Origin of the sequence: Herbiconiux sp. VKM Ac-2851, from assembly GCF_013205105.1 — a bacterium.
Classification (GTDB): Bacteria; Actinomycetota; Actinomycetes; order Actinomycetales; family Microbacteriaceae; genus Herbiconiux; species Herbiconiux flava.
Genome location: NZ_JABMLJ010000003.1, coordinates 60987 through 74227 on the forward strand (window position 1 = coordinate 60987; position 13241 = coordinate 74227).

Annotated in this window: 9 protein-coding genes; 3 read left to right on the forward strand and 6 right to left on the reverse strand. The window is 70.1% G+C overall.

Features of this window, described 5'->3' with window-relative positions; translation table 11 throughout:
• Positions 1-4: 4 nt before the first annotated feature.
• Positions 5-1360: an APC family permease gene (locus tag HQQ85_RS13210; RefSeq protein WP_173183026.1), complete on the reverse strand. Its 1356-nt coding sequence runs from the start codon at positions 1358-1360 to the stop codon at positions 5-7.
• Positions 1361-1551: 191 nt separating this feature from the next.
• On the opposite strand from HQQ85_RS13210, the gene HQQ85_RS13215 reads away from it, so the two are divergent.
• Positions 1552-1827, forward strand: a complete 276-nt coding sequence (locus HQQ85_RS13215) for a type II toxin-antitoxin system HicA family toxin (RefSeq protein WP_173183027.1) — start codon at positions 1552-1554, stop codon at positions 1825-1827.
• Positions 1828-1851: 24 nt separating this feature from the next.
• On the opposite strand, the gene HQQ85_RS13220 is transcribed toward HQQ85_RS13215, so the two are convergent.
• The 5 genes from HQQ85_RS13220 to HQQ85_RS13240 all read right to left on the reverse strand — a co-directional run bounded on the left by HQQ85_RS13220 (position 1852) and on the right by HQQ85_RS13240 (position 8406).
• Positions 1852-2871, reverse strand: a complete 1020-nt coding sequence (locus HQQ85_RS13220; protein WP_173183028.1) for a LacI family DNA-binding transcriptional regulator — start codon at positions 2869-2871, stop codon at positions 1852-1854.
• Positions 2872-3014: 143 nt separating this feature from the next.
• Positions 3015-3878, reverse strand: coding sequence for a carbohydrate ABC transporter permease (locus HQQ85_RS13225; protein ID WP_173183029.1), 864 nt, complete (start codon positions 3876-3878; stop codon positions 3015-3017).
• Positions 3875-4828, reverse strand: a complete 954-nt coding sequence (locus HQQ85_RS13230) for a carbohydrate ABC transporter permease (RefSeq protein WP_371741897.1) — start codon at positions 4826-4828, stop codon at positions 3875-3877. Before HQQ85_RS13230 ends, HQQ85_RS13225 begins: the two co-directional genes overlap by 4 nt.
• Before the next feature lie 65 nt (positions 4829-4893).
• A complete protein-coding gene (locus HQQ85_RS13235) occupies positions 4894-6207 on the reverse strand; it encodes an ABC transporter substrate-binding protein (RefSeq protein ID WP_173183031.1) in 1314 nt (437 codons plus the stop codon).
• A gap of 75 nt (positions 6208-6282) precedes the next feature.
• On the reverse strand, positions 6283-8406 hold the full coding sequence (locus HQQ85_RS13240; protein ID WP_173183032.1) for a glycoside hydrolase family 36 protein: 2124 nt from the start codon (positions 8404-8406) through the stop codon (positions 6283-6285).
• Positions 8407-8581: 175 nt separating this feature from the next.
• Here HQQ85_RS13240 and HQQ85_RS13245 point away from each other — a divergent pair, with 175 nt between their 5' ends.
• Together HQQ85_RS13245 and HQQ85_RS13250 are read left to right on the forward strand one after the other, a co-directional pair.
• Positions 8582-12196, forward strand: a complete 3615-nt coding sequence (locus tag HQQ85_RS13245; protein ID WP_173183033.1) for a cell wall-binding repeat-containing protein — start codon at positions 8582-8584, stop codon at positions 12194-12196.
• A gap of 85 nt (positions 12197-12281) precedes the next feature.
• A complete protein-coding gene (locus tag HQQ85_RS13250) occupies positions 12282-13196 on the forward strand; it encodes a cation diffusion facilitator family transporter (RefSeq protein WP_173183034.1) in 915 nt (304 codons plus the stop codon).
• Positions 13197-13241: the final 45 nt, after the last annotated feature.

Genomic DNA, 13241 nt, shown 5'->3' on the forward strand with positions numbered 1-13241 from the left:
GCTGTCAGGCGCGGCGGCGGTCGCGCATCCGTCGACCGAGCACGGTGGCGAAGTAGAGCACCACGCCCAGCACCAGGAACCCGCCGCCGAAGGCCCAGACGATCGGCTCCTGCTGGGTCAGCAGCAGGATGCACGAGAGCACGCCGAGCACGGGCACGAACGTCCAGACGCGGAAGTGCTCGTGCGCGACCCTGTCGCGGCGCAGCACCAGCACCGCCACGTTCGTGCTGATGAACGAGAACAGCAGCAAGAGCACGACCGCCGAGGCGAGCGTCGCGAGGTCGCCGACGAGCGTCAGCAGCATCGCCAGGATCGTGGTGCAGACGATCGCGACCCACGGGGTGCGGCGCTTCGGCAGCACCTTCGCGAGCGGGCTCGGCAGAAGACCCTCGGTGGCCATGCCGTAGCTCAGCCGGCTCGTCATGATCATCGTCAGCAGCGCCCCGTTGGCCACCGCGATCAGCGCGATCAGGCTGAACAGCCAGTCGGGGATCGGCACCCCGCTCGCGGCGACGACCGCCAGCAGCGGACCCGACGACTCGCCGAGCTCGTCGGCCGGCAGCGCGATCGACGAGGCGAGCCCCACCAGGATGTAGACCACCCCGGCCGTCAGCAGCGCCCCGAACAGCGCCTTCGGGTAGACCTTCGAGGGCCGGCGCACCTCCTCGGCCACGTTCGCCGAGGTCTCGAAGCCGACGAAGGAGTAGTAGGCCACGATCGCGCCGCCGAGCACCGCGAGCGCCGGCGAGGCGTCGGTGGGGAACTGCCCGATGCGCGAGACGTCGCCGCCCCCGCCGCCGAGCATGAGGCCCACGACGACCACCACGATCACGAGTCCCGAGACCTCGATCACGGTCATCACGACGTTGCTCTTGACCGACTCGCTGATGCCGCGCGCGTTGAGTGCCGCCACCAGCAGCAGGAACACCAGCGCCGCGGGGATCGTCGGCACGGGGAGGAACGTCTGCAGGTACTCGCCCGCGAAGGCGATCGCGAGCCCGGCCGCGCTCGTCACACCGGCGGCGAGCATGCAGAAGCCCACGAGGAACGACACGATCGGCGCCTTGAACGCCCGCTGCGCGAATACCGCGGCGCCGCCCGCCTTCGGGTACTTCGTGACGAGCTCGGCGTACGAGCCGGCGGTCAGCAGCGCCAGGACCAGCGCGAGCGCGAGCGGCGCCCAGAGCGCCCCGCCGACCTCGCCGGCGAGCACGCCCATCAGCGCGTAGATGCCCGCGCCGAGCACGTCGCCGAGGATGAACAGGAACAGCAGCGGCCCCGTGATCTTCTTGCGCAGCGGGGTGTCGCCGTCGCCGTCCTCGGTGCCGCTCGGGGCGGTCTCGCGTGTCTCGCTCGTCATGGGGCACACCGTACCCGGGTCGCCTCCCGCAGCCTCCCCCCTTGCCACCCGCCCCGCGTCGAGGCATCTTGCGACAGATGACGGGGCGCCGGCGGTCGGTGCGCGGCTAGGTTGACGAGCGGATGACCGTGCCACGCGCATCCGTTCACCACCGTGAACCCACCGAGCTGCACCACCGAAAGGGGCCACCGATGTCCGGCATCGACCACGTCAGCCAGCACCACCGCACCACCCTCGAGAACATCGGCCACCACCCCACCACCCATAACCTGGAGTGGAACGACGTGATCGGTCTGCTCGAGGAGATCGCCGAGGTGCGCGAGGAGCACGACGGCAAGTTCATCGTGAAGCTCGGCGACGAGCGCCTCCTGCTCACGAAGCCCCGGCACAAGGACGTCGACGAGCAGATGGTGCTCGACCTGCGCCGCATGCTGCGCGGGGCCGGGTACCTGCAGGCGAAGCCCTAGCGGGCGGGCGGCAGCGGGCGGACTCTAACGGCGGGCGGCCGGCGGCCCGGCGCTGTCGCGGATGACCAGCTGCGGCAGCTCGGTGGAGGTGCGCCTCCGCTCGTCGCCGGACATCGCCCCCCGCAGGAGCTCGACGCCGCGGCGGCCGAGACCGACGAAGTCCTGCTCGACGGTCGTCAGCGCAGGGCTCCACATGGCGGCCAGCGGATGATCGTCGAAGCCGACCACGCTGACATCACGCGGCACCGCCACTCCCTCATCGCTGAGGCCTTTGATCACACCCATGGCGATCTCGTCGTTGCCGCAGAACACGGCGGTGACGCCCGGGTCGTGCGCGATCTCCCGGCCGATCCGCCGACCGGACTCCGGTGACCAGCTCGCCTCGAACGGCGGCACGATCTCGGCTCCGGCCCGGGCGAGGGCGCGGCGCCAGCCCGTGGTGCGGCCGTCCTCCTTGCGCGAAGGCGGCACGCGCACGTGGTGCACGGTGGCGTGCCCGAGCGAGAGCAGGTACTCGGTGAGGGTCTCGGCGGCGTGCAGCTCGTCGAGCACGGCCTGCGGCACGTCCCGCGAGCGCACCCCGGAGATCGCGACGACGGGGGTGTCGCGCGGGAGACGGTTCAGCACCGCGACCCCGGGCGGGTCGAACTTCAGCACCACGACACCGGCCGGGCTCTGGTCGAGCACGAGCGACACCGCGCGCGAGACCTCCTCGTCACCGGGGCTCTCGACCACGGTGATGGTCACCGTGTAGCCGTCGGCGCGGGCCTCCTCCTCGATGCCGCGGATCGTCTCGGCGTAGCCGTACTGGGAGGTGTTGCCGGCGACGATGGCGATGGTGTGGGAGTGCCGGGAGGCGAGCGCCCGCGCCGTCGCGCTCGGCCGGTAGTTCAGCTGCTCGATGGCCTCGCGAACCCGCCGCACCTTCTCGGGCGTGACGCGGGCCGCACCGGTCAGCACCCTCGACACGGTGGGCACCGAGACGCCGGCCAGCTTCGCCACGTCGGCGATCACCGCCGGACGGGCGCTGCCGTTGTCTGCCATCGCACCCCTCGTCGCTCGTGCGCGCTTGCGCAGCGCAGCACTCCGTTGCCATTGTGGCTCCCATTCTGGCTGCCCGGCACCGGACTCGGCGACTTCCCCCTGAGCGTCGGCGGACACGGCGAGGCCGGCCGCCTGCGAGACGTCTACTTCACCGCTCCGCTCGTGATGCCCGAGATGATCTTGCGCTGGGCGAAGACGAACACCAGCAGCAGCGGCAGGCTCATCAGGATGATGTAGGCGAAGATCAGGTGCCAGTTCTGCAGGTACAGCCCGGCGCTGGCGACCTGGAAGAGGTTCAGCGGCAGGGTGTCGAGTCGCCCGCCCACCACGAACAGGGCGTAGAAGACGTCGTTCCAGATGTACAGGCAGATGAGGATCGTGGCGGTCGCGAGCACGGGCATCAGGAGCGGCAGGATGATGCGGATGAACACCTTCACCGGGCCGGCGCCGTCCACCCGGGCGGCCTCCTCCAGCTCCGGCGGGATGGTGCGCACGAATCCGGTGACGAAGAAGATCACGGTGGAGAGGTACATGCCCATGTACACGCCGATCATGCCGACCGCCGTGCCGGCCAGGCCGAGCTGCCGGAGCAGGAGCACGATCGTCACGACGGCCGGCGGGAGCACGATGCCGCTGATGGCCAGCGCGTAGAGCACCGCGAGACCGCGACCGCTCCGGCGCCCGAGGATCCAGGCGGCGGCCGAGCCCAGGATGAGCACGCCGATGACCGCGGGCACCATCACCAGCAGGCTGCCGGCGAGGCCGAGCAGCATGCGGCCCTGGTCGAACACCTCGGCGAAGTTCTGGAAGAGCTGCCACTCGGCGGGAGGCGAGAGATCGGGGTTGAAGGCCTCGGCCTGCGACTTTCCCGCCGTGCTGATGACGAGCCAGAACGGCACGCCGAGCAGCAGCACCACCGCCAGCACGGTCGCTACGGGCTGTGCGAGTCGGGCGAGGCGACCGGCGGATGCGCGGCGGCGGCGCAGGGAGTGCTCGAGGGTGCTCACAGCACGTCCTCTCTCTTGCGAAGGGTGCGGATGACGGGGAAGGCGAGGATCGCGACCATCAGGAACAGCACGAGGCTCATCGTGGTGGCCTGGGCGAACAGGCCCTGCCCGAAGGTGCGGAAGATGAAGATGTTGAGGAGCTCGGTGGTTCCCCCCGGGCCGCCCTCGGTGGTGGCCTGGACGATGTCGAAGCCGTTCATCGAGCCGAGCAGCGCCGTCGCCACGTTGAAGGTGATCGCGGGGGCGAGCAGCGGGAAGCGGATCTGCCGGAACGTCTGCCACCACGATGCGCCGTCGAGTCGGCTCGCCTCGAGCACGTCGGCGCTGATGGTCTTGAGGCCGGCGAGGTAGATCAGCATCGACAGGCCCATCCACTTCCAGGAGTGCACGAGGGCGACGACGACGATGGTCCAGGTGGTGTCGCCCAGCCAGGCGATGCTCACGTCGCTGCCGGTGACGAAGGAGAGGATGTCGTTCAGCGCGCCCTCCGGCTTCAGCAGCGCCTGGAAGATGTAGCCGACGGCCAGGGCCGACATGATCACCGGGATGAAGAAGAGCACCCGGGCCGTGCGGTTCAGGCGGGTGTCCCGCTCGAGCAGCAGGGCGAGGATCAACCCGAACACGTTCTGGAACACGGCGACCAGCACCGCATAGATCAGGGTGACCCGCAGGGCGTTGACGAGCGTGCCGTTGCTGAACAGCGAGACGAAGTTGTCGAAGCCGATGAACCCGATGCTCGACTTGAAGCTCGACCAGTCGGTGAAGGCGTAGACGAAGTTGAAGACCGTCGGCACGAAGAAGAACACCAGCAGCACCGCGAAGGCCGGGATGAGGAACCACAGCGGGTGGTCCTGGCGCCGGCCGCGCGACGGCTGCCGGCGGGGAGTCCGCGTCGGAGGCGAGATCGACTGACGTCTCTCCGGTGCGAGGAGCGTTCTGTTCGTGGACACGGCGGGACTGCCTTTCGTGGGGTGGTGCGCCGGATGCGGGACGGGCATCCGGCGCACCGGGATGATCAGAAGCCGGAGGCGCCCTGGGCCTTGGCCAGCTCGGCGAACTGGTCCTGGGTCGCCTGCGCGACCTGCTCGGGGGTCTTCGTTCCCTGGATCATGTCGGCCAGGTAGATGTACAGGTCGGGGTTCGCGATGGCGAGGGCCTGCATCGAGCCCACCGAGTCGCCGAGCGAGGCGCTGACGTCGGTGAGGGCGGTCGGCACGGTGTCGGGAGTCGTGACCGAGCTCTGCAGCGAGACCGTCGCCTGCGCGTCGACGAAGTCCTGGTAGCCGTCGCCGAGCCAGTACGACAGCAGCTGACGTGCGGCGGCCTCGCGGGTGGCATCCCCGGTCTTGAAGGCGACGAGGGCGTTGCTCTGGTCGGGGATGAAGGTTCCGATGTTGCCCGAGGGGGCGATCGGGAAGAAGCCGATCGAGTCGTTCAGCTCCTCGGTGCTCGACTTCGCCTGCAGCTGGCTGAAGAAGGAGTTGACCTGCACGACCATCGCCGCGTCGCCGTTCAGCAGCGCGTCGCCCTGGTCCTCGAACGTGGCCGTCTTGATGTCGGAGTTGAACAGCCCCTCGTCGATCAGGCCCTGGTAGCTCTCGATGGCTCCGAGGATGGTCGGGTCGGTGAACTTCTCCTCACCGGCGTTCACCCTGTCCCAGAGGCCGTCCTTGGCGGCGTCGGCGAGCTGCACCTGCACCCACCACTGCGTGGCCCAGCGGTCGCCGCCCATCTCGTAGAACGGGGTGACGCCCTTGCCCTTCAGATCGCGCGCGGTCTGCAGGAACGAGTCCCAGTCGGTCGGCAGCGTGGTGACACCGGCGTCGGCCAGCACCTTCTTGTTGTAGTAGACGCCCTCGACGGCGGGGGTCGAGACGAGCGCCGCATAGCGGGTGCCGTCGAGGATGCCCGTGATGTCCTTCAGAGCCGGATCGAACGAGTCGACCCAGGGCGCGCCTTCCAGGGACTGGAGGTTGGTGCTCGCGTTGAGCGCGGTGAGCTGCGAGCCGGTGGGCTGCCAGAAAGCGAGGTCGGGCTTGTCGCCGGTCGCCACCTTGGTCTGGATGCCCTGCTCGTAGGGGTCGGGGATCGTGACGACGTCGATCTTCGCGCCCGTCAGCTTCTCGAACCCGGAGACGACGCTCTCGGGGACGGTGTTGGAGTTCTGGGCGGCCCAGATGGTCAGGTCGACGCCCTCGAGCGAGGTGTCCTGCGCGGGCCAGTCGGCGGGGGCGGACGAGCCGCCGCCGCTGCCGGGGTCGCTGCATCCGGAGAGTGCGAGAGAGGCGGCCGCCACGAGGGCGGCGGCGCCGATCAAAGCTTTCTTCATTGAACTGCTTCTCTTTCTGTGATGTCGTCGGGCCGATCGACCACGGCGGTGCTGCAGGGGTGGATGGTCACCGGGTCAGTGACGGATCCGGAAGGTGCGCGCGGATGCGGTGCGGGCGTGCGCGCTGACGGTCAGCACTCCTCTCTCACGATTCCAGTCGGTGCTCCACTCCGGAAGACTCCGGGGGAAGACGGTCTCGACGACGATCTGCTGTCCGCGCAGATGCGGCAGGTCGAGCTCGAGGTCGAGGGGTTCGCCGTCGGACAGGCCGCGGTTCCAGACCGAGACCAGATCGCCGGAGCCGTCGCTCTGCGCATCCGGAGTCAGGCCGAGGGCCACCCATCGGTCGGTCCACCCCGGCAGGCCCAGCGGCCAGAACGGGGTCGAGGCCGCGATGTCGGCGCGCAGCGCCTGAGCTGCGCCGATGGCGTCGCGCACGAGGGATCGCTGCTCGTCGCGCATCCGGTTCAGGTAGCCCGAGACGTAGTAGCGGCCGAGGAGGCCGGTGACCAGGCAGAACGCGATCTCCTCGTCGGTCATCGACGGCTGCGGGTAGGCCCAGCTCGCCGCCTGCTCGGGCAGCATCGCGAGCGGCGCCGCAGCGGCGATCGGCGGATAGAGCCGGAAGTCCTGCTGGTCGGAGGTCGACTGCATCTGCAGGCGGGAGAGCATCGCGAAGTCCGTCCGCATCGCTCCGGAGGCGCAGTTCTCGACGATCAGTTCGGGATGCCGGTCGAGCACCCCGTCGAGCCACCGGAGGTGGGCGCGGTTGTGCTGCAGCAGTCCGTCGCCGGCACTCGCCGCGGCCACGTCGGTGCCCGGTCCGGGGTTGATGTTGTAGTCGAACTTGAAGAAGCCGATGCCGAACTCGCTGACGAGGCGGTCGACGACGGAGTCGAGGAAGGCGACGACCTCGGGGTGGCGGAGGTCGAGATGGTAGCGCTCGTGCTCCTCGACCCGCACGCCGAGGCGCTGAAGGAAGGCGTCGTCGGGGAGGCTCTCGGCCATCGGGCTCCTGACCCCCACCACTTCCGGCTCGAGCCAGAGCCCGGGCACCATGCCCCGGCTCCGGATGTGGTCGACGACCTCACCGAGCCCGCCCGGGAAGCGGGTGGTCGACGGCCGCCACTCGCCGACCGTGCCCCACCAGGATCCGCTGTCGTCGTACCAGCCCGCGTCGATGCAGAAGATCCCGGCGCCGGCGTCGGCTGCCGCGTCGATCAGCGGGAGCAGACGCTCGGTGGTGGGGTCGCCGTCGAGGGTGTTCATGTAGTCGTTGAACACGACGGCCAGTTCCGTGTTGTCGGGGTGCGGACGGCGGGCAGCCCGACGGTGCCGGGTGAGCGAGCGCACCGCCTCCGGGAAGGACGGCGCGAGGGCGACCGTGGCCGGTACGGTCGTGAACGACTGCCCGGGGTCGAGCCGATGCAGCCAGGCGTGGTCGGCGTCGGTCGGGCCCGATAGCGTGACGACACCGCCCGTGATGTTCTCGGCGACGTCCCAGCGCCAGCCGCCGTTGTGCTCGATCTGCCAGATCCAGCAGGCGCCCTGGGCGACCGACTCGACGGCGGCGAGAGGGATGCCCGACCCGGTCGACCAGGTGCCGGAGGAGTGCTGGCCGTGGAAGCTCCGGCGATCGTGCCCGGTGAGGTCCTCGCGGATGGTGGGGATCTCGGTGCGCAGGGGGGCTGTGCTCCACCGGCCCTCGCCGAGCCACTCGTTCCAACCGGACACGAGCTGCCAGCCGTCGAGCGCGCCGCTGCCCCCGAGGGCTGAGCTCCAGCTCGCGACCGACCGCAGCGCGTGGGCCTTCTCACTCGTGTTGCGCACCTGGACGGTGCTGCGCACCGCGCCCGTGCCGGGGAGGAGCTGCAGCCGGACCGTCACCTCGAGGCCACGGACGTCGTCGCGCTGCACGATGCGCAGCAGGCTGCCGTCGCCGTCGCCGTCGCCGTCGCCGTCCGCCTCGATCTCGTGGCGGACGTAGCGCAGGGCCGCGCCGATCTGCGAGTGGTCCAGGCGGCCGGACGCGGGGTCGTGCCCGGCCGCGACGGTGACGATCTCGACGAAGGGCACCGGTGACGCCATCGTGAGAGCAGCTCCGCCGCCGGCCGCGGAACGCAGTGAGACGGCGGAGTCGTCATCCCACCCGAACTCGAGCGACAGGTGGTCGTCTCCCCACTGGAACGTCGTGGTCACGGGTCTCCTCTTCATCGGGGAGGCGTCGCGGGGTGGCGGCGCCGGCTGGTCGAGAGCCATTGTGATAGCGATTTCAGAATTGCGCAAGCTGTAAATGAAACCGGTATCAAATTTCCTTGCCCTCAATCGTGAAACCGGTATCATCGGTCTCGTCCACCGACAGGAAGAGCATTCGATGAAGAAAGCCCTGACCGGGCTGGCCGCTACCGCGGCAGCCGCACTGACCATCGGAGGTCTGACCGCGCCGGCAGCCTCCGCCGCCGAGAACGCCGAGGTGCTCTCGGTCGACTTCTCCCAGACCACCGGCGAGTTCCGGGGCGGAGCCACCGGCACCCTCTACGGCTTCGGCGACCAGGGGGCTCCGACCCAGGCGCTGATCGACGGGGCCCACATCACCAATTCCTCGCAGAAGGCGCCCTACGGCACCCAGCACCCGAGTGGCGACGCCCTGAAGATCGAGGACGGCTTCTTCGCCAAGCACGGCGAGGATCTCTACATCTACATCCAGGACTACTACCCCGACTGGGCCTACAACGGCGGCGCCCGCCCGGGCGACGACCGCAGCTACGACCAGGCCACCGGGGACTACACCGAGACCCCCAACGGCGTCTGGGACTACCTCGAGGTGGTCGAGTTCGTCACGGAGGCGGTCGCGACGCAGTCGGCGCACCCCGAGCAGTACGTGTTCATCCCATTCAACGAGCCCGACGGCGGCAACTGGTACCCCGACTGGGCGGCGCAGAAAGACCAGTTCCTCGGCGACTGGCAGTCCACCTACGAGATGATCGAGTCGGTCTACGAGCGCCACGGCCTTGCGAACCCGGTGATCGGCGGGCCCGGCGACTACAAGTGGGAGCGCGAGCGGTCGGCTGACCTCCTCGACTTCTCGATCGAACACGACGTGCTGCCCGACGTGTTCATCTGGCACGAGCTGGGCATCGAGAACCTCGCGACCTTCCGGTCCAACCTCGACGAGTACCGGGCGTTGGAGGCCGAGCGCGAGCTCGAGCCCATCCCGGTGAACATCACCGAGTACGGCATGCTGCGGGACATGGGCGTGCCCGGTCAGCTGATCCAGTGGTTCTCGATGTTCGAGGACGAGAAGGTCGACGCCCAGACCGCCTACTGGAACTACGCGGGCAACTTCTCCGACAACAGCGCTCGCGTCAATTCGGCGAACGCCGGCTGGTGGATGTTCAAGTGGTACGGCGACCTGGCCGGCAGCCAGACCGTGCAGGTCACCCCTCCCGAGCTGAACGTCGCCGACACCCTGCAGGGCATCGGCGCCGTCGACACCGCCGAGAAGCGTGCCACGGTGCTCTACGGAGGAACCGGCGCCGACGTGCGACTCGAACTCTCGGGGCTCGACACCGCGGTCTTCGGGAACCGGGTGGACGTCGAGGTGCGCGAGGTGGCCCTCAGCGGTGCCGAGGGCGTGCACGGCACTCCCCGTGTCGTCGCGGCGTACGACGGCGCCGTGCTGTCGTCGGGAGGTCTCGACCTGACCGTTCCCGGCTACGACCGGTACGCGGGCTACCAGGTGGTCATCACCCCCGAGCAGACCCGCGAGGTCACCGCCGACACCACCTGGGCCGCGAGCATCGAGGCCGAGGACACCGCTCTGACCTCCGTTACCGCCTACGACCAGGACCCGACGGCGGGCGGAGGCTGGAAGTTCCTCGCCTCGGGCAGCCGCGACGTCGGCTCGTTCAACCGCGCCGACTCGAAGGCCGACTGGACGGTCACGGTGCCGCGCGACGGCACCTACCGTTTCCAGGTCGTCGGCTCGGCACCCGGTGAGCCCGGCCGCCAGGCGCTCTTCGTCGACGACGGGTTCGCCGAGACCGTGCAGTACACGGCCGACCTGGCCCTGAACGCGACGAGCCGTTGGCAGTACCGCGGCAGCGCCGAGGTGACCGTGCCGCTGACCGCCGGCGAGCACGTGCTCTCCCTGCGGGCCAGCGAGGACGGCAGCACCGTGCTGCCCGGTTCCGACATCACCCTCGACAAGTTCCTGCTGACCGACGTGACCGACGGCGAGCCGACGGTGTACCCCGCCAGCACGCTGCGCTACGACGGCGGGGCCGGGGTGCGGTACGAGAATCCGGATGCCCGTGGCTTCGCCTCGATCGCCGGTGCGGATGCTCGGGCCGACGTCTACGCGAACGCCTGGGAGGCGGGGTACCACGACGTCGCCGTCGACTACGCGAGCACCGCGGCCACGACGGTGGACGTCACGCTGAACGGCCGGGCGGTCGCGCGGCTCTCGGCGCCGGACGCGGGGCACTGGCGCTCGACGGCCCGGCTGCATCTGTCCGAGGGCATCAACGAGATCGAGCTGAGGTCGGCCGAGGGCATCCTGCTCGACCGGGTCACCACGACCCGTGCGGTCGAGGGCGACGCGGCGGCGACCACCATCGAGGCGGAGGACGCCCAGCTGAACGGCGGTGCCGCGCTGGTGCCGCTCGCTCCCGAGGTGGGCAGCAACGCGTCCGGTGCCGGCTACGTGGGCAATCTGGGCAACGGCGCGGGCAGCACCTTCGACATCGCACGCCAGCCGGCGTTCGCCGAGCCGGGCGCCTACGACGTCGTCGTGCACTACTCGAACGCGGAGACCTCGGGGAGGCACGACTACAACCCGCAGGTGGTCGACCGGCGGCTGACCGTCACCGAGGCCGGTTCCGACGAACCGGCTGCGGAGGCGTACTTCCGGTACACCTACTCGTGGAACAGCTTCTGGAACCGCACCATCCCGGTGACGCTCAGCACGACCGACGGAACGCTCTCGTTCGGCAACGCCGAGGCGTGGGCTCCGAACGTCGACCGCGTCACGATCGCTCCGGCGCTGGTCGGCATCCCGGTGACCGAGCCGACCGCGACGCCGGATCCCGACCCGGTGACGGTCGACCGCATCGGGGGCGCCGACCGTTTCGAGGTCGCCGTGAACACGGCTCAGGAGGGCTTTCCCGACGGGGCCGGCACGGTCTACGTCGTCTCGGGCGAGGTCTTCGCCGACGCCCTGTCGGCGGCTCCGGCTGCGGCGGCCGACGAGGCGCCGATCCTGCTGACCCGTCGAGACGAGGTGCCGAGCGGTGTCCTGACCGAACTCGACCGGCTCGACCCGCGGCGCATCGTGATCGTCGGCGGCGAGGACGCGGTCGGCGCAGCTGTGGCCAGCCGTCTCGCCGAGGTGGCCGACGTCTCGCGGATCCGCGGGGCCGACCGGTTCGAGACCTCGCGGGCGGTGGCCACCCGGGTCTTCGCCGGCGGGGCCGGAACGGTGGTGCTCGCGACCGGCTCGACCTTCGCCGACGCCCTGTCGGCGGGAGCCGCGGTCGGCTCCGACGGTCCGGTCGTGCTGATCGACGGTGCCGCCGCCGGTCTCGACGAGGCGACAACGGCCCTGGTCACGGAGCTCGGGCCCGACGAGATCGCCATCGCGGGAGGGCCGCTGGCCGTGTCAGACGGCATCCAGGAGCAGGCGGCGGGGATCGCCGAGACGGTCCGCCTCGGCGGGGCCGACCGCTTCGAGTCGTCGCGCAGCATCAACGCGCACTTCTTCGGGGCCGCCGACCGAGTGCTGCTCGCCACCGGTCAGACCTTCCCGGATGCGCTGGCCGGCTCGGCCTTCGCTCCCCGCGTCGCTGCCGCGCTGTTCACGGTGCCCGGCGACTGCGTGCCGACCGACACGCTCGCCCAGATCGAGCAGCTCGGCGCGGAGCGCATCACGCTGCTCGGCGGAACGGCGGCGCTGTCGCCGTCGGTGGAGAGCCTCACCCGCTGCGGCTGATCCGCAGCGACGACCGGGGGCGGGTGCGCGAGCACCCGCCTCTCCGTCGTCGGCGGATGGTGCGCGCGGGCGTAACGTCGCTCGCATGACCGTCGTCATCGCGTTCCTCGCCAACATCCTCGTGGCCGCCGCCAAGTCGGTCGTCGCCGCGCTCACCGGCTCGGCGTCGATGCTCGCCGAGGCGGCACACTCGTGGGCGGATGCGGGCAACGAGATCTTCTTGCTGATCGCCGACCGGCGGGCCGAGAAAAAGCAGGACCCCGCGCATCCGCTCGGCTACGGCCGGGACGCCTACATCTTCTCGCTGTTCGCGGCCTTCGGCATCTTCACGGTGGGGGCCGTGGTGTCGGTCTACCACGGCATCCAGAGCCTGGCGGCGCCCGAGGCGGTCGAGGACTACACGCTCAACTACATCGTGCTCGCGGTGGCCTTCGTGCTCGAGGGCTTCTCGCTGACGCAGTCGGTGATGCAGGGGCGTCGCGCCGCGAAGCAGTACGGGCGCGGCTTCTTCGACTACGTCGTGAACGGCTCGAACACGACGCTCCGCTCGGTGTTCTTCGAGGACACGGCGGCCCTCCTCGGCCTCGTCATCGCGGCCGGCGGCATCGGCCTGCACCAGGCGACGGGCGACCCGGTCTGGGACGCGATCGGCTCGATCCTGATCGGGCTGCTGCTCGGCGGGGTGGCCCTGCTCCTGATCAGCCGCAACCGGCGGTACCTGCTCGGGGCGGGGCCGAGCAGCTCGTACCGGGCCGAGACGGGGCGGATGCTCCTCGCGCACCCCGAGATCCAGCGCGTCACCTCGCTGTACCTCGAGTTCTCGGGGCCCGGGAAGCTGTTCCTGGTGGCCGCCGTCGACCTGGTCGGCGACCAGAACGAGGACGGCGTGGCCGCCCAGCTGCGCCGCCTCGAGACCGACCTCGAGCGCGAGGAGCTGATCGGCAAGGCCGTGCTCACCCTCGCGGTCAGCGACGAGCCCTCCCTCGACTTCGCCGCCTGAGCCCGGCTCGGCCGTGCCGGTGCGTGGGTCTGCGAGCATGGTGCC

What these genes read in the sequence shown, in the direction of transcription:
- HQQ85_RS13235 (WP_173183031.1), bottom strand. Translation starts at nt 6,207, where the DNA reads ATGAAGAAAGCTTTGATCGGCGCCGCCGCCCTCGTGGCGGCCGCCTCT.
- HQQ85_RS13215 (WP_173183027.1), top strand. Translation starts at nt 1,552, where the DNA reads ATGTCCGGCATCGACCACGTCAGCCAGCACCACCGCACCACCCTCGAG.
- HQQ85_RS13250 (WP_173183034.1), top strand. Translation starts at nt 12,282, where the DNA reads ATGACCGTCGTCATCGCGTTCCTCGCCAACATCCTCGTGGCCGCCGCC.
- HQQ85_RS13210 (WP_173183026.1), bottom strand. Translation starts at nt 1,360, where the DNA reads ATGACGAGCGAGACACGCGAGACCGCCCCGAGCGGCACCGAGGACGGC.
- HQQ85_RS13245 (WP_173183033.1), top strand. Translation starts at nt 8,582, where the DNA reads ATGAAGAAAGCCCTGACCGGGCTGGCCGCTACCGCGGCAGCCGCACTG.
- HQQ85_RS13220 (WP_173183028.1), bottom strand. Translation starts at nt 2,871, where the DNA reads ATGGCAGACAACGGCAGCGCCCGTCCGGCGGTGATCGCCGACGTGGCG.